The organism is Rhizobacter sp., from assembly GCF_035702065.1.
In the GTDB taxonomy this organism is placed as follows: Bacteria; Pseudomonadota; Gammaproteobacteria; order Burkholderiales; family Burkholderiaceae_C; genus Rhizobacter.
Map to the genome: position 1 here is coordinate 1 of NZ_DASSRA010000372.1, position 18,654 is coordinate 18,654.

Genomic DNA, 18,654 nt, shown 5'->3' on the forward strand with positions numbered 1-18,654 from the left:
CCAACCGCACGCATGGCCTGAGTTTCCCGTTCAACACGCAGGCGGCCTTGGCGGTGTGTCGCGCGCTCTACTTCAAGCCGGGCGAGCAGCCAGCAGACACCACGCAATCGGCCGACTGGAACCGCGGCGCCTACCTCGTGCAAGGCCTCGGGCACTGCAATGCCTGCCACGGCAGCCGCAACGCCCTGGGTGCCACGGCCGGCCCGCTGGACCTGGGCGGTGGCCTGATCCCCATGCAGAACTGGTACGCGCCGTCGCTGAGCGACCCGCGCGAAGCCGGCGTAGCCGACTGGCCGCTGCCCGACATCGCGCAGCTGCTCAAGACCGGCGTGAGCCCGCGCGCCTCGGTGCTCGGGCCCATGGCCGAGGTGGTGGGGCGCAGCACGCAGCATCTGTCGGACGCCGATCTGAACGCCATCGCGGTCTACCTCAAGGCCTTGCCGCCCAGCCATGCCAACGCCGCACCACCCACCGGGCCTGCGCCCGCGTCGAACGGCGCCAAGCTCTACGAGCAGCACTGCGCCCAATGCCATGGCGACCAGGGGGAGGGTGTGGCTGGAGCCTTCCCGGCCCTGGCGGGCAACCGCGCGGTGACCATGGCCTTGCCGGTGAACCTGGTGCGCGCGGTGCTCGAAGGCGGCTATGCGCCGTCGACCGCCGGCAACCCGCGGCCCTACGGCATGCCACCGTTCGCCAGCGTGCTCAGCAGTGCCGAGGTGGCCGCGGTGCTCACCCACGTGCGCACCAGCTGGGGCAACCGCGGCGGCGTGGTGTCGGAGTTCGAGGTGAACCGCTACCGCTGACCCCTCCTGACACAACGATGGCAGGAGCCGCCGCGCATCATCGTGTCTTCATCACCCGGAGGCACGTCATGAAGAAGACCTACACCGGCAGCTGCCATTGCGGCGCCGTCCGCTTCGAGGCCGACATCGACCTGAGCGCCGGCACCGGCAAGTGCAACTGCTCCATCTGCACCAAGACACGCAACTGGGGCGCGATCATCAAGCCGGACGCCTTCCGCCTGCTTTCGGGTGAAGACGCCCTGAGCGACTACCAGTTCGGCACCAAGAGCGGCCACCATCTGTTCTGCCGCACCTGCGGCGTCAAGTCGTTCGGGCGCGGGTACGTGGAGCAGATCGGTGGCGATTACGTGTCGGTGCAGCTCGCCTGCCTGGACGACGTGACGCCGCAGGAGCTGATCGATGCGCCGGTGCACTACGCCGATGGCCGCAACAACAGCTGGTGGCTTACGCCGGCCGAGACCAGGCATCTCTGACTCCCGTTTGCGCTGCCTTCCTACAGCCGGCGCGCAGCATGGCGCAGAGCATGGTGTTTTGAACCCTCCAAGGAGCACCACCATGCCGCAAGACAAATGGAGCGCCAAGCGCGAGCGCCAGTACAGGCACATCAAGGACAGCGTCAAGTCGCAAGGCAAGAGCGAGAAGGTCGCCGAAGAGATCGCCGCACGCACCGTCAACAAGGAGCGCGCCCGCCATGGCGAGGCCAAGGAGGCCAGCCGCAGCTCGATCGACGACATGTCGTCCGGCGAGCGCGGCGGCAAGCGGTCGCACAGCGGCGCCCAGGGCCGCACCTACGAGCAGCTTTACAACGAGGCGCGCAGCCGTGGCGTGAAAGGCCGCTCAGGCATGAACAAGGCCGAGCTGCTCAAGGCGGTTGGCCGCTGACCATCCGGTGTCCCGCTTGTTCGAGCCGGCGGTGCCGCCGTGGGAGCTGATCCTCTCATGGAGAGTGACGGTGCCGTCACCGTTATGCATTACCCGGCGCGTGCGTCTCAAGACGCCAGCTGATCGCAACGGGCTTGCGAGTGTTTGTGCCGTTACGCGAATGCACGTAGGCGATATCGCACACACAGACGCGGCAACCGCAAATTGTGCGACGCAGCAGCGCCCCGGATCATCGGCCGCAAGCCAACATTCCACGAGGACTTGCGATGATGACTCCCCCTCAGGTTTCCGGGTCTGCTTCTTCACAGCTGCCCTGCACGGCGTTCATGGGCCTGGACGGTTTGACCGAGCTGCCCGAGGGGGACGGCCATCCGGTGATCATCTTCCCCGGGCCGGCTGGCGACGAGCGTGCGCTGCTGCCTGTGCGCAACTGCTGCGAAGCGCTGGGCTACGCGGTCTACGACTGGGAGCAGGGCTTCAACACCGGCTCTCAGGACGACATGGACGACTGGCTGGACAACCTGGCCGAGCACGTGGGTGGTGTGGCCGCCTTGCATGGGCGGCGCGTGAGCCTGGTGGGGTGGGGCCTGGGTGGCCTGCATGCGCGAGAGGTGGCCCTGCGGCGTGCGCCGCTCGTGCGCCAAGTGCTCACGCTGGGCACGCCCTTCGTCGATGACCAACTGGCACGGCGCCTGCGGACCACACCCCCGGTGCCCGCCACGTCCATCTGCCGCCGCACGGACGGCGTGGTGGCGTGCCAGACCTGTCTGCTCGATGGGCGCTGCCGGTCTGCCTATGTGGAAGTCGATGGCAGCCGCAACGGCCTGCAGGCGATGTTGCGCCTGATCGCGCAGCAACTGAGCCGACCCGAAGAGGCTTGGCGCTGATCGGCCATCAGATGATCAATTGCAGCAGCCCCTGCTGAGAGCAGGGGCTGCTGCGTTCAGTGGCGCACCGGGCGGGACTGCACCGCGCTGCGGATGCCCGCCAGCAGTTCTTCCTTGCGCGCGGCCAGCGAATCGCCGAGCGACTTGAGATCCAGATCGCCCTTGCGCACCTTGGGGAACATCTCCTTCTCCTCTTCCTTGACGTGGTGGTCGATGTATTCGCCCAACACCTTCACCTTGGCGTCGTACAGGTCGTCGGAAGGCGACATGCCGCGGATCTGCGCGATCAGGTCCTTGGCGGATGCGTGCTCCACCTCGGCCTCGTCGACCAGGTCTTCCTCGGGCAGAACGCCACGCGCTGCCGGGTAGAAGAGTTCTTCTTCCACCGTGGCGTGGGCGGTCAGCATCGTGCAGATCTCTTCGGCGAGAGACTGCTTCTTCTCGTCGTCGGCCTCGGCCTTCACGAGCTTGTCGTATTCCTTGAAAAGCGCCTTCACGTCCTTGTGGTCCTGCATCAGCAGGCGGATGGCATCGGGCCTGCGGGTCGCCGGGGCGCTGCGCTTGGTCGTGCTCGTGGACTTGGTGGTGTGTGCCGTCATGTAGAACTCCATTGAGTGGGTCGGTGCGAGGCCCGGATGGCCATGGACCGTGCTGCATCAGCTTAGGCACGCAGAAGATTCACGCAAGGGCTTGAGAGCGTGTCGCGGACAACTCCTACAAGGGCATGGCCGCTGCACTGGCTCAGTCGGCCTGGCGTGGCAGGGTCACCGTGAAGCGCGTGAGCTGGCCCGGAGGCGACTGCACCTCGATGCGCCCACCGTGCGCCAGCACCACCTGCTGCACGATGTAGAGGCCCAGGCCCAAGCCCTTGGTGCGCGTCGCGGCGCGGCGGCCGCTGCGGAAGGGGTCGAAGATGTGCGGCAGCAAGTCGGGCGCGATGTGGCCCTCGTTCTCCACCGACAAGGCCACGCGATCGGGTTCGCGGCCCTCCAGGCGCACCCGCACCACCCCTTCGGGCGCGCCGTGGTGCAGCGCATTGCCGATCAGGTTGGAGGCGACCTGCACCAGCCGGTCCTGGTCCCACCAGCCGGCCAGGTCGCCGCTCTGGGAGAACTCGATGCGCGCCTCGGGGAACATCACTTCCTGCTCCTGGATCACGCCTTGCACCAGGGGCCCGAAGTCGGTCTCGCTGCGGTGGATGGGGATGCCTTCGCCCAGGCGCGAGCGCGTGAGGTCGAGCATGTCTTCGATCATGCGGCCCATCCAGGCGGCGCTGCGCATCAGTCGCTCGCCCATCTTCTGCAGCGATTCGTCGGGCCGCTTCTCCAGGATCTTGGCCGAGAGCTGGATCGCGCTCAGCGGGCCGCGCAGGTCGTGCCCGAGCACGGCGTTGAACATCTCGCTCATGCGCAGCGCATCGGTGCGCTCCTGCAGCTCGAAGGCGAGCTGCTGCTTCTGCCGATAGAGCTGGAAGAAGACCTCGGCCTTGCTCTTGAGGATGTGCGGCTCGATGGGCTTGAAGAGGAAGTCCACCGCACCGCTGTCGTAGCCCTTGAACTGGCGGCCGCGGTCGGTGCCGCCCGCGGTCACGAAGATGATCGGCACGTCGCGCGTGCGCTCCACGCTGCGCATGGTTTCGGCGAGCTGGAAGCCGTCCATCTCGGGCATCTGCACGTCGATGAAGGCGAGCGCCACGTCGTGCGCCAGCAGCAGCTCCAGTGCCTCGGGGCCGGACTGCGCCAGCAGCAGCTCCACGTCGTCGCGGCGCAGCAGGGCGGAGAGGGCCTGCAGGTTCTCCGCCAGGTCATCGACCAGCAGGCACTTCACCCTGGACGGCTCGGCTGTCACGTGGCGTCTCCTTCGTTGAGTGCTCGCAGCAGGTCGGCAATGCCCTCCAGCGGCAGCACATGGTCCACCGGGCCGCACCGCAACGCGGACTGCGGCATCAACGGAGCGTAGGCGCTGTCCGGCTCCTGCACGACGGTGATGCCGCCGAGGCGGTGGATGGTGGCCAAGCCCTCGGCGCCGTCCTGGTTGGCGCCGGTGAGCACGATGCCCAGCAGGCGCTCGCCGTAGATGTCGGCCGCCGATTCGAACAGCACGTCGATCGACGGGCGTGAGAAGTGCACCGGCTCGTCGACCGAGAGCGACAGGCAGGGCCCTTCGTCGACCAGCAGGTGGTAGTCGGCCGGCGCGAAGTACAGGTGGCCGGGCTGGACGGGCTCCTTGTCCTGCGCCTCGCGCACGGGCAGGGCGCAGCGCGGCATGAAGATCTCCACCAGCAGGCTCGGGCGTTCGCGCGGCAGGTGCAGCACCACCATCACCGCCGCAGCCAGCCCAGGCTTCAGTGCTGGCAGCAGCACCGACAGGGCCTCCACACCGCCTGCCGAGGTGCCGATCGCGATGGCGTCGACCGGCCGGCGCAGCCGGGGAGCGCGGCCACTCATGGCAGGCTCCTTCGCCGGTAGATCCGCTCGGCTGGGCTGAACTCGTCGAAGCCCTCCCGGTGCGCCGAGAAGCGCAGCGACTCCTTGGCGCCCAGCCCCAGGAAACCCTTGCGTACCAGCGCCTCGCGGAACAGGCCCACGGCGCGGTCCTGCAGCGTGCGGTCGAAGTAGATCAGCACGTTGCGGCACGAGACCAGCTGCACCTCGGCAAACACGCTGTCGGTGGCCAGGCTGTGGTCCGAGAAGACGATGTGCTTTCGCAGGCTCTTGTCGAACACCGCCCGCCCGTAGGCCGCGGTGTAGTGGTCCGACAGCGACGAGCGCGCGCCCGACCTCTGGTGGTTGCGTGTGAACTGCGCGATGTGCGCGAGCTCGTAGACGCCGGCCTCGGCCTTCTTGAGCGCCTGGGGGTTGATGTCCGTGGCGTAGAGCAGGGTGCGCTCCAGCAGGCCTTCCTCGCGCAGCAGGATCGCCAGCGAATACACCTCCTCGCCGGCGCTGCAGCCCGCCACCCAGACCTTCAGCGAGGGGTAGGTCCGCAGCAGCGGCACCACCTCGTCGCGCAGGGTCTTGAAGTAGCCCGGGTCGCGGAACATCTCGCTCACCTGCACCGTGAGGTAGTCGAGCAGCGCCGGGAAGACGGCCGCATCGTGCAGCAGCTGGTCCTGCAGCTGCGAGAGCGTCTGGCAGCCGAAGCGGGCCATGGCGGAGCTCAGCCGGCGCTTGAGAGAGGCCGTGGCGTAGCCCCTGAAGTCGTAGTGGTACTTCAGGTAGATGGCGTCGACGAGCAGGCGCAGTTCGATGTCGAAGTTGCGATGTGGCACGCAGTGGTTCCTCCATCATTTCGGCATCCACACACGCACCAGCGACAGGAGCTTCTCCACGTCGAGCGGTTTGGCGATGTAGTCGTTGGCCCCGGCCGAGAGGCACCGCTCCTGGTCGTCGCGCATGGCCTTGGCGGTCAGCGCGATGATGGGCAGCTTGCTCCACACCGGCTGCTTGCGGATCTCGCGCATGGCGGTCAGGCCGTCCATCTCCGGCATCATCACGTCCATCAGCACGAGGTCGATCACGCGTTCGGGTTCGGTGCGGCTGCGCTCCAGGGCCTCCAGCGCTTCCAGGCCGTTGCGTGCGAGTTCCACCTTGGCGCCCTTGGGTTCGAGCACGCTGGTGAGGGCGAAGACGTTGCGCACGTCGTCCTCCACCACCAGGATGCGCCGGCCCTCGAGCGTGCTGTCGCGGTCGCGCGTGCTCTTGAGCATGCGCTGGATCTCCGCCGGCAGCGTCGACTCCACCTGGTGCAGGAAGAGCGTCACCTCATCGAGCAGCCGCTCGGGCGAGCGGGCATCCTTGATGATGATGGACTTGGAGAAGCGGCGCAGCTTCTGCTCTTCCGTGGCGGTGAGCGAGCGGCCGGTGTAGACGATCACCGGCGGGAAGGCCATCTCTTCCTGCCCGGCCATGCGTTCGAGCAGTTCGTAGCCGCTCAGGTCGGGCAGGTTGAGGTCCATGATCATGCAGTCGAAGGTGGAATCCTTCAGTTGCGCCAGGGCGTCCTGGCCGGTCTCGACGGTGGTGATCTGCACCTCGTCGCTTTGCAGCAGCTGTCGGATGCTCTCGCGCTGGCGGGCGTCGTCCTCCACCACCAGCACGCGGCGCATGCTCTGCGAGAACTTGGCTTCCAGCCGCTCCAGGGCCTTGACGATCTGTGTGCGCTTGACCGGCTTCAGGTCGTAGCCCACCGCGCCGCGCTCGAGCGCGGCCTGCGTGTAGTCGGCCACGGAGAGGATGTGCACCGGGATGTGCCGCGTCTGCGTGTTGTGCTTGAGCTGGTCGAGCACGCCCAGGCCGGAATGGTCGGGCAGGTTCACGTCGAGCAGGATGGCACTCGGGCGGTGAATCAGCGCGGCCGAGAGGCCTTCGCTCGCGGTGTGCGTGACGATGCACTGGAAGTGCATCTCGCGCGCCAGATCGCGCAGGATGGTGGCAAAGCGCGTGTCGTCTTCGATCACCAGCACCAGGCGTGCGCTGGGGTTCGGGTTGGCGCGGTCGTCTTCGATGGCAATCGGGGCGAGGGTGGGGCTCGGCTTCACGTCGATGGCCTTGAACAGGTTATCGCTGTCGAGCGGATGCAGCGGCGGCAGCGCCGCGGGCGACGCGGTGGGCACGCGGGGGCGGTCGGCCGGGGTCAGCGGCAGGGTCAGGGTGAAGGTGCTGCCTTCGCCGGGGGCGCTCTGCACGGAGAGATCGCCGCCCAGCAGGTGGGCCAGGTCGCGCGAGATCGACAGGCCCAGCCCCGTGCCGCCGTACTTGCGGTGCGTGCTGCCGTCGGCCTGACGGAAGGCCTCGAAGATCAGCTCCTGCTGGTGCGCCGCGATGCCGATGCCGGTGTCGCGCACGGCGAACGACACGCTGCCTTCGGTCTCCTGAAAGACGTGCAGCGAGACCTTGCCCGCCTCGGTGAACTTGAGCGCGTTGGACAGCAGGTTCTTGAGGATCTGACCCAGGCGCTGGCCATCGGTGGTGATGCGCTCGGGCGTGCCGCCTTGCACCGTGGCGCTGAGTGACAGCCCCTTGTCGCGTGCCAGCGGCTCCAGCGTGGCGCACAGGCCTTCGACCAGCGGCGCGATGGCGATGGGTTCGACATGCACGTCGATCTTGCCCGCCTCGATCTTGGAGAGGTCGAGGATGTCGTTGATGAGCGTGAGCAGGTCGTTGCCCGCGCCCGAGATGGTCTGCGCGAACTTGACCTGCTCTTCCGTCAGGTTGCCCGTGGCGTTGTCGGCCAGCAGCTTGGCCAGGATCAGCGTGGAGTTGAGCGGCGTGCGCAGCTCGTGGCTCATGTTGGCCAGGAACTCGGTCTTGTAGCGGTTGACGCGCTCCAGCTCGATCGCCTTGTCGGTCAGAACGGCCTGCGCCTGCGAGAGCTCTTCTTTCTGGTTCTCCAGGCTCTGCGTCTGCGCTTCGAGTCGCGCGTTGGTCTGCTGCAGCTCGCTCTGCTGTATCTCCAGCTGCGCCTGCGACGCCTTGAGCACGCGCTCCTGTTCTTCCAGCTCCTCGTTGTTGACGCGCAGTTCTTCCTGCTGAGCCTGCAGCTCCTCGGCCTGGCGCTGCGTCTCTTCGAGCAGTGCTTCGAGGCGGCTGCGGTCCTTCGACGAGCGCACCGCCACCCCCAGGATGCCCGACACGCGGTCGAGCAGCTCGCGCTCGGCAGCACCCACCGGCTGCAGGAAGCCGAGTTCGATCACCGCCTGCACCACGCCGTCGGCACTGGCCGGCGCCAGCAGCAGCGTGCGCGGCTGCGCGCGGCCCAGGCCCGAGACGATGGGCAGGTAGCCCTCGGGCAGCTTGTTCACCTGCAGCGTGCGGCCGTCCTTGGCGGCCTGGCCGAGCAGGCCGTCGCCGGGGCGCAGCACGGTGTCGTCGCCGGGTTCGACGGCATGGGCGGCGCAGCGGCGGAAGATCTGCCCCTCGCTGGCCACGTAGACCGCGCCGACCTGCGCGCCCAGGTGCTCGGCCAGGAAAGACAGCACCCGCTCGCCCAGCACCTCCAGCCGCTGCTCGCCCTGGATGCGGCTGGCCAGGCCGGCCTGGCCTGCACGCAGCCAGTCCTGCGTCTCGCGCATGCGGTGGTCGCGCGAGGCCAGCGCCGCGCCGGCGGCGATCAGGAACAGCAGCAGCGCCGAGCTGCCCCAGGTGATGGCATAGGAAAGCGACACCGCATCGCGCCACTCGGCCTGACGCGCCGACAGCAAGGCCTGCTCGTCGCGTTCGATGTCGGCCAGGCCCTGGCGGATGCCATCCATCGTCGCCTTGCCGCGGTCGGAGCTCACGATGGCCAGCGCGCTGGCCGGGTCGCCGCTGCGGCGCAGGGCGACGGTCTGTTCGAGTTCGCCGAGCTTGTCGCCGATGAGACGCTCGATGGCGTCGAGCCGCTGCCCTTGCAACGGGGTGTCGCCGAGCAGCTCGCGCAGGGACTTGATCTGTCCTGGCAGTGCCGACCTGGCCGTGGTGTAGGGCTCCAGGTAGCTTTCGGTTCCGGTGATGAGAAAGCCGCGTTGGCCGGTCTCGGCGTCTTTCACGCTGGACCGCAGCGCCTGCAGCTGCTCCATCACCTTCAGCGTGTGGGTGACCAGACCGGCCGTGCTCGCCCGCGTGGAAAGCGACTGGAAGGAAAAGAGGGCGATGAGCACCACCACCGCCGCGGCCGCCAGAAAGCCGGCCAGGGTCAGGGGCGGCAGCGGCGCGCCGGAGCGGGCGAACGCCAACCCGGGCAGCGTGGGGAGGGCCGCCCCACGCAGGCGCGCCGCCTCGCTCAGGCCGCCCCCACGGCGCGGCGGCGTTCGACCGCCTCCACGCGCAGAAGGTGGCGGTACTTGGTGACCGTGCGCCTCGCCACGGTGAAGCCCTGCTGGGCCAGCAGACGCGAGATCTCCACGTCGGAGAGCGGCTCGCCCGGGCGCTCCTTGTCGAGCATCTCCTTCACCAGCTCGCGGATGGCCGTGCCCGAGAACGCGGTACCGCTGGGTGTGGCCATGGCGCGCGAGAAGAAGTACTTGAGCTCGAATACGCCGAGCGGCGTGGCCATGTACTTGCTGTTGGTCACGCGCGAGACGGTGGACTCGTGGACGCCCACCTCGTCCGCGATCTCGCGCAGGCCCATGGGCTTCATGGCCAGCGGGCCGTGGTCGAAGAACTGGTGCTGGTGCTTCACGATGGCCTGTGCCACACCGAGGATGGTCGCGAAGCGCTGCTCCACGTTGCGCAGCGTCCAGCGCGCCTCGCGCAGCTGCGAGGCCAGCTCGGGGTGCGCCGCCTGCTGGTGGCGCTGGAACATCTCGGCATACACCTTGTGCAGCCTCACCTTGGGCACGATGGCCGGGTTGAGCGACACGGTCCACAGGCCGCGCACCTTCTTCACCGTGACGTCGGGTGTGAGGTAGCGGATGCCGGCGCTGCCGAAGCGCCAGCCCGGGCGCGGGTCGAAGCGGCGAATGCGCGCGCAGGCGGCCGCCACCTGATCGACCGGCTTGCGCAGCGCACGTGCCAGCGCGCTGGTCTCCTTGGTGGCCAGGCCCTCCAGGTGCTGGCTGATGATGAGCTGCGCCAGCGCACGCTCCTCGTCGCATTCGATGCCGCCCAGCTGCAACAGCAGGCACTCCACCACGTTGCGCGCGCCCACGCCGGCAGGCTCGAGAGACTGCACGCGCCGCAGGGCGATCTGCAGCTCCTCGGGTGTGGCGGCCGGCATCAGGCCAGTGACGGCGATGAGTTCATCCAGGTCTTCCAGCCGCAGGTAGCCGTCGTCGTCGAGCGAATCGACCACGGCTTCTGCGAGCAGCATGTCGCGCGGCGGCAGCGGCAGCACGTGCAGCTGGCTGCGCAGGTGGGCGGCCAGCAGCGTCTCGGCGGCCACGCGGTTCATCGGCGAATCGTCGGCATCGCCGTTGTGCGACACCTCTCCGGTGCCCGCGCTGCCGAGCCAGGTGTCGCGCTCGTCGTCGAACGTCGCGGGAGCTGTCTCGGGCTCAGTGTCGGCGGCCTGCACGTCGGCCGGCGTCGCGGGCTCGGCGGTGTCGTCGAGTGGCTCGTCTTCGGCCATGTCGAGAAACGGATTGCGGTCGAGAACGGCCTGCACTTCCTGCGCAAACTCCATCGAAGGCAGTTGCAGCAGGCGCACTGCGTGCTGCAGCCGCGGCGAGAGGCCGTGTTGTTGGCGCTGCGAGTTCTGCAGGTGCATTGATCCCATCGAGAACGGTCTCCAGACGAAAGGTGTTGGAGACCCTCAATGCAATGCCCGTGCCCTGCGATTTGCCCCGCTTATGCGGGCAGGCGCATTGGTTTTCCGGGCAATCTTGCCGATTGCCTGCAGCAATTGCGGCAAACGGCGTGCCGAGTGCGCCCTCAGGTGGCGTGATCGTGGCGCTCGCGCCGCGGTGGCCGGCGCTCGGGGTGCACGTCGGCCGGTTGGGGTTGTGTGTGGCCGGGCTCGCTGAAGTCGAGCTTCGATGGGTCGGGGAAATCATCGCCGTCGTGATCGGCGCGATCACGCAGCGGCGGCGTACCGAGACCTTGCTTTTGTTTCATGAGGTATCTCCATTTGAATTGGTGAGGCGAGCGCGTTTACCTGGGTGATCTGCCGCGCGTCAGCGCCGCGCGTGTAAGCGGATTCCGACAAGCAAATCGGCTCGTCCTGACGTGGATTCCTACGTCCAGGGGGCAAGATTCGCGCATCAACTCAACGAGATCGATCGTTGAGAACTTCGCAGCAAGCGACAGGCGCTGCGGGAAAAGGAGACGAGGGCGGCAAGTGCTCGGCATTTGCCTTTTCGACAGACGCATGCAGACAGGAGCAATCGGAATGCCACACGTCTTGGTGATTGAAGACGACATCGACTCGGCCGAACCACTGGCCGAACTGATCTCGACGGAGGGTTTCACGGTGGCCACTGCCGGCTCGTTGCGCGATGCGCGGCGGCAGATGGCGCTGCAGGTTCCCGACCTCGTGCTCCTGGACCTGATGCTGCCCGACGGCAACGGCCTGGAGCTGCTCGAAACCACACGCGACATGCCGCACACGGAGGTGGTGCTGATCACGGGCCATGCGAGCCTGGAGACCTCCATCCAGGCCCTGCGCCGCGGCGCGGCCGACTACCTCGTGAAGCCGCTCAGCTTCAAGCAACTGCAGACGGTGCTTGCGCGGGTCGCCAAACCCTGCCCGATCAAGGACCAGGCGCAAGACCTCGAGGCACAGCTCGCCAGCGAAGGCCACTTCGGTGGCTTGTGGGGTCGCGCGCCGGCCATGCGCCAGGTTTACGCGCAAATCATGCGGGTGGCATGTACCAGTGTCACGGTGTTCATCACTGGCGAAAGCGGTACCGGCAAGGAGGTGGTGGCGCGCACCGTGCACGACATGAGCCGCCGTCGCGGGCGGCCCTTCCTGGCCGTGAACTGCGGCGCCATCTCGCCACAGCTGATGGAAAGCGAGATCTTCGGCCACGAGAAGGGCAGCTTCACCGGCGCCGACCGCCAGCACCAGGGCTTCTTCGAGCGCGCGAGCGGCGGCACGCTGTTCCTCGACGAGATCACCGAGATGCCGCTGGACCTGCAGGTCAAGCTGCTGCGCGTGCTGGAGACCGGCACCTTCATGCGCGTGGGCTCCACCACGCAGCTGCAGACCGATGTGCGCGTGCTGACCGCCAGCAACCGCGACCCGCTGCGCGCCGTGGCGGCGGGCCGCCTGCGCGAAGACCTGTTCTACCGGCTCAACGTGTTCCCCATCACCCTGGCGCCGCTGCGCGAGCGGGCCGAAGACGTGGAGTTGCTGGCCGAGCACTTTCTCGACCAGATCTCGCAGCGCGAGGGCCAGCGCAAGCAGTTCGCGCCGGCGGTGCTGCAGCAGCTGAAGGCCTACCCCTGGCCGGGCAACGTGCGCGAGTTGCGCAACGTGGCGTACCGCGCCTACGTGATGGCCGGCGACAGCATCATCCATGACGCCTGCCTGCCGGTGACCGAGGAGGCTGCCGCGTCCGGCCTGGCTCCCGAGGCCGTCACGCACGGCCCGCCGGCACTCACCTTCCAAGTGGGCACGGCGCTTGCCGAGATCGAACGCAAGGTCACGCTCGCAACGCTGGAGCACCTGGGCCGGCACAAGGAGAAGACCGCAGCCACCCTGGGCATCAGCCTCAAGACGCTCTACAACCGTCTGAAGGAGTACTCGGCGCTGCCCGAGGCGCCCACGCCGGTGCTCGAGGAAGGGTCGTGACCCGCGACACCGCACCGCCGGACCACACTGAAAGGATTTGCCATGAGCCACGATGACATCGTCGACATCCTCAACGACCTGATCGAAACCAGCAAGGACGGCGAGTACGGCTTCACCGCCTGCGCCCGGCACGTCACATCGGCCGACCTGCGGCGCCTGTTCACGCAACGCGCCAGCGAATGCCTGCGCGCGGCCGAGGAGCTGCAGTCGCTGGTGGTGCAGTACGGCGGCGAGCCCGAGACCGAAGGCTCCAGCACCGGCGCGCTGCACCGCGGCTGGGTCGCGGTGCGCGGTTCGCTGACCGGCTACACCGACCAGGCCATGCTCGAAGAATGCGAGCGTGGTGAAGATGCGGCGCTGGCCCGCTACCGCGCCGCACTGAAGGAAGAGGGCCTGCCCGAGCAGGTGCGTGCCGTGATTGCGCGGCAGCAGCTCGGGGTGCAGGCCAACCACGACCAGGTGAAGCGCCTGCGCGACATCGGCAAGAAGGCCGCCTGACCCGGCTGCGCCTTCGGCGCTGCGGCCCGGCTTGTGCGGCCGGGCCGTTTCTCATTTCGTCTCGACGTGGCCCATGGGTGTGCTTTTCAATCGTTGACCGAAGCGAGGCCGCCGGTGTTGACGCGCAGCACCGGCACCGGCTCGCTGCGGGCGGTGTTGACGGGGGGTGTGGCGCGTGGCCGCGGCGGGTTGTCGCTCAGGTTGGCGAGCAGGCGATCGGTTTCTTCCTGCGCCGCGTCGTGGCCTTGCGGCTCGTGCTCGGCCGGCATGGGGGTCACCTCAAGCCGCATCAGCGCGGCGCCGGCTTCCCGGTCGGCCACGGCCGGTGGGATGCGGTGCACCTTGGCGAACTGCGCCCCGCGGTCGACCAGGCCCGCCTTCAGCGTGTCGCGGAAGAACTGGCCAACCAGCAAGATGGCGTTGTGCCCGCCCTGGCCCCAGTAGTTGCTGCGCATGGTGACGCGCGAGTCGTTGAAGCCCACCCACGCGCCGGCCACCAGGCTGGGGTGCATGAGGATGAACCAGCCGTCGGTGTTGTTCTGCGTGGTGCCGGTCTTGCCGGCCACGTCGGCCGAGATGCCGAAGCGCGTCCTGACCAGGGTGCCGGTGCCGCGCGAGACCACGCCGCGCATCATGTCGATGAGCTCGAGCGCGGTGTCTTGCGACATGGCTCGTTTCGGGGCCGGGCCGAACTCGGCCAGCACCTTGCCGTGGCGGTCGCGGATGCGCTTGACGAAGACCGGCGCGTGGTACTGGCCCTCCTGCGCGATGGTGGCGTAGGCGTTGACCATCTCCAGCAGCGTGACCGGGCTCGTGCCCAGCGCGAGCGAAGGCACCGGGTCGAGCCGGCTCTGGTTGACGCCGGCCGCGCGTGCCAGGGAGACCACGCTGGGCACGCCCACCTCGTGCATCACCTGCGCGGTGATGGTGTTCTTGGAGTACACCAGCCCGTCGCGCAGGCTCATGGCCGTGCCGCTCGCGCCGGCCATGTCGGTCGGCCGCCAGGTGGTGCCACCGCTGCTTCGGAACTCGACTGCCTCGTCGAGGTAGCCGCGCTCGGGGCTGAGGCCGCTCTCCAGCGCGGCGCCGTAGACGAAGGGCTTGAAGGTCGAGCCTGGCTGGCGTTCGGCCTGGGCCACGTGGTCGTACTGGTCGATGCCGAAGTCGCGGCTGCCCACCCAGGCCTTGACCTCGCCGGTGGCTGGGTCCATGGCCACGAAGCCGGCCTCCAGGCGCGTCTTCTGCGCCTTCAGCCGCGCCAGCAGGGCCGGGTCGTCGTTCAATCGCCTCCAGGCCTCGGCCTGTGAGGTGCCGGCGTCCAGGGCCTTGCGGAACTCGGGCGACTCGCGCACGGCCGCGGCGAGCAACTCAGGGCGCTGCTTCCAGAAGTGCGCGAAGGGCTCGGCCCGGGCGCGCCGCTGCGCGTAGCTCTCCAGTCCTCCCGCGGTGTCGGCGAGGCGGGCCTGGCTCCATTCCACATCGGCCACGTGTTGCAGCGCGGCCATCTGCTGGGCCACTGCCTGCTCGGCGGCCTGTTGCAAGCGGGTGTCGAGCGTGGTCTCGATTTGCAGGCCGTCGGTGTAGAGATCGACGTCGTGCGCCTCGGCCCAGTCAAGCAGCCACTTGCGGGCATGTACCGCGAAATGCGGCGCGCTGCCCAGGTTCTCGGCCTGGCGGTTGAAGTTCAGGCGCAGGGGCTGTTCGGACAGCAGCGCGTAGAGCGCCGGCGTGAGCATCTCCTGCTTGACCATCTGCGCCAGCACCACGTTGCGGCGTGCGCGGGCCCGCTCGGGGAAGAGCACCGGGTTGTAGTAGTGCGAGCCCTTCAGCATGCCCACCAGCGTGGCGCTCTCCAGCGCCGAGAGCTCGGCGGCCGGCTTGTCCCAGTAGGTGCGCGCCGCCATCTCGATGCCCACCGCGTTGTAGAGGAAGGGCGCGGTGTTGAGGTAGATCTCCAGGATCTGCTGCTTGGTGTAGAGCCGCTCGATGCGCAGCGCGGTGACCAGCTCCTTGAACTTGCGGTGCACCGAGCGGCTGCGGCCGATCTCCTCGGGAAAGAGATTGCGCGCGAGCTGCTGCGTGATGGTCGAGCCGCCCTGCAAGCGGCCCGTGGCGGTGTGGAAGAGGGCGCTCAGCGTGCGTTGCAGGTCCACGCCGTGGTGCTCGTAGAAGCGGCGGTCTTCGGTGGCGAGCAGGGCCTGCAGCACGTGCGGCGACACCTGCGCGAGCGAGACGCGTTGCTGCTGTGCGCGGCCGAAGCTCGTGAGCACGGTGCCGTCGGCCGCGAGCAGCACCGAGGGGCTGGCCTGCCCCGCTTCGCGCAGCTCGCTTGCATCGGGGGAGGTCCTGAGCAGGTAGCCGACGTAGGCCGCCAGCAAGCACGCGCCGAGCACGCCGTCCAGCACGAACACACGCAGAGCCAGGCGCAGTCGGGAGTTCATCCCGCGATGCTGCGCAAGCGGCGGCAGGTCGCGTGTAGGACGGCATCCCGACCCCGGGTCGGTACGTGTCGCTTTCTTCTACTGCTTCTGCTTTGCCTGTCGTCGCAGCTCGGTCACCGGCTTGCCTCCGATGCCCCAGTTGTCGGTGTCCACCTCGTCGATGATGACGAAGGTGGTGGCCGGGTTCTTGTTGAGCACGCGTTGCAGCAGCTCGGTCACGCCGGCGATGAGCTCGGCTTTCTGCGCGGCGGTGGCGCCTTCACGGGTGATCTGGATGTTGACGAAGGGCATGGGATCTCCTGGTTCTTTCAAGCGATGAAGGCGGGCGCAGCGCGCAGGCGGCTGGCGGCGTCGGCGATCAGCCGGTCTATGAGCTGGGCGACGCTGGGCACATCATGGACCAGGCCGGCCGATTCGCCGGCGATCACCGCGGCGATGTCGAAGTCGCCCTTGGCCCGCGCCTCGGCATAGCGCTCGGCCACCTGCGACTGGTCGCGCAGCAGCTCCAGCTCGTGGCCACTCCAGCGCCGCAGGTGCTCGTTGAGCAGGCAGCGCCCGGTGTACGGTGCGGGCCACACGTTCTTGCGCGAGAGGTCGAACACGATGCCGCGCAGGCTGTCGTCGCCGCTGGCCGCCACGATGCGCTGCTTGGCGGCGTCGAAACCAGCGGCCTCCTGGGTGGCGTAGAGCCGCGTGCCGAGCGCCACGCCGGCCGCGCCCAGCATCAGCGCGGCGGCCAGCCCTCGGCCGTCGGCGATGCCGCCAGCCGCCACCACCGGCACCGAGGGCCCGGCCATGTCGACCAATGCCGGCACCAGCGCCAGCGTGCCGCGGCTCACGCCGTGGCCACCGGCCTCGCTGCCTTGCGCCACCAGCATGTCCGCGCCGTGGTCGAGTGCCGCGCGCGCCATGGCCTCGGTCTGCACCTGGCACACCAGCCTGGCACCGCTGGCCTTGATGCGCTCGGTGAAGGGCGACACGTCGCCAAACGAGAGCCACACCGCGCTGGGCCGTGCATCGAGCGCGAGGTCGAGCAGCTGCGGCTGGCGCGCCAGGCTCCAGGTGATGAAGCCGATGCCAAAGCGCCGGCCGGTCTCTTGCGACCAGGGCAGGAGGGCGGCCAGCTCGCGCTTCAGCCAGGCTTCGTCGCCATAGCCGCCGCCCAGGAAGCCATAGCCGCCGGCCTCCGTCACGGCGCGCACCAGGCGGGCGTCGGCCACGAGATCCATCGCGGCGAGCAGCACCGGCTGGGTGGTCTGCAAGGCCTCGGTGAGCGGGGTGTGGAGTCGAATGGGGGTGTTCATGGGCTGGAGATTAGTCTCGGCAAGTCATCTTTAAAAATGAATTGTTAAGATGCCTTCGTTTCAAATTGAAGATAGGTAGCCGCGCATGGACCCGATCGCCCTGACGACCTTCTCTGCCGTGGCCCGCCAGGGCTCGGTGAGCGCGGCGGCGCAGGAGCTGCACACGGTGCAGTCCAACGTCACGGCGCGGCTCAAGCAGCTGGAGTCCGACCTGGGTGTGGCGCTCTTCACCCGGCACAGCCGCGGCATGTTGCTCACAGACGCCGGCACGCGCCTGCTTGGCTATGCACGCAGGCTGAGCGACTTGGCCGACGAGGCGAGGGCGGCTGTGCGCGACGACGGCCGTGCCCAGGGCAGCCTGCGCCTGGGCTCGATGGAGACCACCGCCGCGGTTCGCCTGCCTTCGGTGCTGGGCCGCTTTCACCGCGACCACCCCGACGTGCAGCTGGAGGTGCGCACCGGCCCGACCGCCGAGCTGCTCGACCACGTGCTCGCGCACCGGCTCGACGCCGCGCTGGTGGCCGGCCCCCTCGACCACCCGGATCTGCAGGGCGAGGCGGTGTTCCGCGAAGAGCTGGTGCTCGTCTCGGCTCGCGGCGGGCAGGACATCGGCACCCGCCTGCGCGCCGGTGGCCTCACCGCCATCATGTTCCGCCAGGGCTGCTCGTACCGGCAGCGGCTCGAAGCGCACTTCGCGTCGCAAGGCTGGCTGCCATTCAGGCGCCTGGAGTTCGGCACGCTGGAGGGGGTGCTGGGTTGCGTGGGCGCCGGCGTCGGCGTGACCGTGCTGCCGCGCAGCGCCGTCGAGGGCTACCGTGGCGTGCGCGACCTGAGCGTGCAGCCCTTGGGGGCCAGGCCGTCGATGGTGGAGACGCTGCTCGTGCGCCGGCGCGATGCCGGCCTGGGCGCCACGCTGCGCTCGTTCATCGGTGCGATCAAGGCCGACGAGCCGGCTCCGCGCGCCAGGCGGCCGGCCGCCCGCAGCGCACGCTGACCTGCGGCAAACCCTGCACCGCTCGCAGGGCTGTGGATGACCTTGGTCACGCCGCGCGCGCGGGCCTCGCCGGTATTCTGGTGGCGGACCCTTGACCGTGTTTCGAGCCCTCGCGGGCATTGATTCCACCCACCCATGCCATCCACCTCCCACTCCCTGTCGGCAAGCCGCCGCACGCTGCTGGCCGCCGGCCTGCTGATGGGTGCCTCGTTGCTGCCGGGCTGCTCGATGCTGGGCCTGAGCAAGAGCCCGGCCACCCTCAACGCCACCGTGGTGGCTTCGGCGCAGGTCAACCCCGACACGCGCAAACGCCCCTCACCAGTGATGGTGCGCGTGTTCGAGCTCAAGAGCTCCACGAGCTTCGACCAGGCCGACTTCGTCTCGCTGTTCGAGAAGGAGCAGGCGGTGCTGGGCGCCGACCTGCTGGGGCGCGACGAGTTCGTGCTGCGCCCGGGCGAATCGCGCTCGGTCAGCAAGCAGCTGTCGCCCGACACGCGCTTCATCGGCGTGATGGTGGGCTACCGCGAGATCGAGCGCGCCCGCTGGCGCGCCGTGGTGCCGGTGGCCGTCGGCAAGAAGAACGAGATGCGCATCGACCTGGCCGAGATCGCGGTGCAGGCATTGCGTACCTCG

The 18,654-nt window shown here is 68.6% G+C and carries 18 protein-coding genes; 8 read left to right on the forward strand and 10 right to left on the reverse strand.

Going from position 1 to position 18,654, the window contains the following annotated elements:
* The 4 genes from VFL64_RS16470 to VFL64_RS16485 form a co-directional block, all read left to right on the forward strand.
* The coding region (locus VFL64_RS16470) for a c-type cytochrome (protein ID WP_489541463.1) at positions 1-803 on the forward strand (803 nt) is incomplete at its 5' end.
* 68 nt (positions 804-871) lie between these two features.
* Positions 872-1,276, forward strand: coding sequence for a GFA family protein (locus tag VFL64_RS16475; protein ID WP_489541464.1), 405 nt, complete (start codon positions 872-874; stop codon positions 1,274-1,276).
* 82 nt (positions 1,277-1,358) lie between these two features.
* Entirely contained in the window at positions 1,359-1,685 is a 327-nt protein-coding gene (locus tag VFL64_RS16480) for a plasmid stabilization protein (protein WP_489541465.1), read from the forward strand.
* Between the two features lie 266 nt (positions 1,686-1,951).
* Entirely contained in the window at positions 1,952-2,572 is a 621-nt protein-coding gene (locus VFL64_RS16485) for an esterase/lipase family protein (protein ID WP_489541466.1), read from the forward strand.
* A gap of 56 nt (positions 2,573-2,628) precedes the next feature.
* On the opposite strand, the gene VFL64_RS16490 is transcribed toward VFL64_RS16485, so the two are convergent.
* From VFL64_RS16490 to VFL64_RS16520, 7 genes are all read right to left on the reverse strand, one after another.
* The gene (locus VFL64_RS16490) at positions 2,629-3,171 is read right to left on the reverse strand and encodes a hemerythrin domain-containing protein (RefSeq protein ID WP_489541467.1); all 543 of its coding nucleotides are present in this window, start codon (positions 3,169-3,171) and stop codon (positions 2,629-2,631) included.
* 142 nt (positions 3,172-3,313) lie between these two features.
* A complete protein-coding gene (locus tag VFL64_RS16495) occupies positions 3,314-4,420 on the reverse strand; it encodes a hybrid sensor histidine kinase/response regulator (protein WP_489541468.1) in 1,107 nt (368 codons plus the stop codon).
* Positions 4,417-5,019: a chemotaxis protein CheB gene (locus VFL64_RS16500; RefSeq protein ID WP_489541469.1), complete on the reverse strand. Its 603-nt coding sequence runs from the start codon at positions 5,017-5,019 to the stop codon at positions 4,417-4,419. The genes VFL64_RS16495 and VFL64_RS16500 overlap by 4 nt, the downstream gene beginning before the upstream one ends.
* Positions 5,016-5,843: a CheR family methyltransferase gene (locus tag VFL64_RS16505; RefSeq protein WP_489541470.1), complete on the reverse strand. Its 828-nt coding sequence runs from the start codon at positions 5,841-5,843 to the stop codon at positions 5,016-5,018. The genes VFL64_RS16500 and VFL64_RS16505 overlap by 4 nt, the downstream gene beginning before the upstream one ends.
* A 15-nt stretch (positions 5,844-5,858) precedes the next feature.
* Positions 5,859-9,287 (reverse strand): response regulator, encoded by a 3,429-nt coding sequence (locus VFL64_RS16510; RefSeq protein ID WP_489541471.1) that lies wholly within the window; start codon positions 9,285-9,287, stop codon positions 5,859-5,861.
* Between the two features lie 47 nt (positions 9,288-9,334).
* Positions 9,335-10,768: an RNA polymerase factor sigma-54 gene (gene rpoN, locus VFL64_RS16515; RefSeq protein WP_489541472.1), complete on the reverse strand. Its 1,434-nt coding sequence runs from the start codon at positions 10,766-10,768 to the stop codon at positions 9,335-9,337.
* A gap of 155 nt (positions 10,769-10,923) precedes the next feature.
* The gene (locus VFL64_RS16520) at positions 10,924-11,106 is read right to left on the reverse strand and encodes a hypothetical protein (protein WP_489541473.1); all 183 of its coding nucleotides are present in this window, start codon (positions 11,104-11,106) and stop codon (positions 10,924-10,926) included.
* Between the two features lie 274 nt (positions 11,107-11,380).
* Here VFL64_RS16520 and VFL64_RS16525 point away from each other — a divergent pair, with 274 nt between their 5' ends.
* Together VFL64_RS16525 and VFL64_RS16530 are read left to right on the forward strand one after the other, a co-directional pair.
* Entirely contained in the window at positions 11,381-12,784 is a 1,404-nt protein-coding gene (locus tag VFL64_RS16525; RefSeq protein ID WP_489541474.1) for a sigma-54-dependent transcriptional regulator, read from the forward strand.
* A 42-nt stretch (positions 12,785-12,826) separates the two neighbouring features.
* The gene (locus VFL64_RS16530; protein ID WP_489541475.1) at positions 12,827-13,282 is read left to right on the forward strand and encodes a PA2169 family four-helix-bundle protein; all 456 of its coding nucleotides are present in this window, start codon (positions 12,827-12,829) and stop codon (positions 13,280-13,282) included.
* Between the two features lie 86 nt (positions 13,283-13,368).
* Here the strand turns inward: VFL64_RS16530 and VFL64_RS16535 are convergent, their stop codons facing one another.
* The 3 genes from VFL64_RS16535 to VFL64_RS16545 form a co-directional block, all read right to left on the reverse strand.
* Positions 13,369-15,723 (reverse strand): penicillin-binding protein 1A, encoded by a 2,355-nt coding sequence (locus VFL64_RS16535; protein WP_489541476.1) that lies wholly within the window; start codon positions 15,721-15,723, stop codon positions 13,369-13,371.
* Between the two features lie 78 nt (positions 15,724-15,801).
* Positions 15,802-16,014: a 2-hydroxymuconate tautomerase family protein gene (locus tag VFL64_RS16540; RefSeq protein WP_489541477.1), complete on the reverse strand. Its 213-nt coding sequence runs from the start codon at positions 16,012-16,014 to the stop codon at positions 15,802-15,804.
* A 17-nt stretch (positions 16,015-16,031) separates the two neighbouring features.
* Positions 16,032-17,027 (reverse strand): NAD(P)H-dependent flavin oxidoreductase, encoded by a 996-nt coding sequence (locus VFL64_RS16545; protein WP_489541478.1) that lies wholly within the window; start codon positions 17,025-17,027, stop codon positions 16,032-16,034.
* An 85-nt stretch (positions 17,028-17,112) separates the two neighbouring features.
* Between VFL64_RS16545 and VFL64_RS16550 the strand changes: the two genes are divergently transcribed.
* Positions 17,113-18,021, forward strand: coding sequence for a LysR family transcriptional regulator (locus VFL64_RS16550; RefSeq protein WP_489541479.1), 909 nt, complete (start codon positions 17,113-17,115; stop codon positions 18,019-18,021).
* Positions 18,022-18,156: 135 nt separating this feature from the next.
* The coding region (tssJ, locus tag VFL64_RS16555; protein ID WP_489541480.1) for a type VI secretion system lipoprotein TssJ at positions 18,157-18,654 on the forward strand (498 nt) is incomplete at its 3' end.

Coding starts and splice junctions, on each gene's coding strand:
- VFL64_RS16480 (WP_489541465.1), top strand. CDS start 1,359: ATGCCGCAAGACAAATGGAGCGCCAAGCGCGAGCGCCAGTACAGGCAC.
- VFL64_RS16550 (WP_489541479.1), top strand. CDS start 17,113: ATGGACCCGATCGCCCTGACGACCTTCTCTGCCGTGGCCCGCCAGGGC.
- VFL64_RS16530 (WP_489541475.1), top strand. CDS start 12,827: ATGAGCCACGATGACATCGTCGACATCCTCAACGACCTGATCGAAACC.
- VFL64_RS16520 (WP_489541473.1), bottom strand. CDS start 11,106: ATGAAACAAAAGCAAGGTCTCGGTACGCCGCCGCTGCGTGATCGCGCC.
- VFL64_RS16535 (WP_489541476.1), bottom strand. CDS start 15,723: ATGAACTCCCGACTGCGCCTGGCTCTGCGTGTGTTCGTGCTGGACGGC.
- VFL64_RS16525 (WP_489541474.1), top strand. CDS start 11,381: ATGCCACACGTCTTGGTGATTGAAGACGACATCGACTCGGCCGAACCA.
- rpoN (WP_489541472.1), bottom strand. CDS start 10,768: ATGGGATCAATGCACCTGCAGAACTCGCAGCGCCAACAACACGGCCTC.
- VFL64_RS16500 (WP_489541469.1), bottom strand. CDS start 5,019: ATGAGTGGCCGCGCTCCCCGGCTGCGCCGGCCGGTCGACGCCATCGCG.
- VFL64_RS16485 (WP_489541466.1), top strand. CDS start 1,952: ATGATGACTCCCCCTCAGGTTTCCGGGTCTGCTTCTTCACAGCTGCCC.
- VFL64_RS16490 (WP_489541467.1), bottom strand. CDS start 3,171: ATGACGGCACACACCACCAAGTCCACGAGCACGACCAAGCGCAGCGCC.
- VFL64_RS16540 (WP_489541477.1), bottom strand. CDS start 16,014: ATGCCCTTCGTCAACATCCAGATCACCCGTGAAGGCGCCACCGCCGCG.
- VFL64_RS16545 (WP_489541478.1), bottom strand. CDS start 17,027: ATGAACACCCCCATTCGACTCCACACCCCGCTCACCGAGGCCTTGCAG.
- VFL64_RS16475 (WP_489541464.1), top strand. CDS start 872: ATGAAGAAGACCTACACCGGCAGCTGCCATTGCGGCGCCGTCCGCTTC.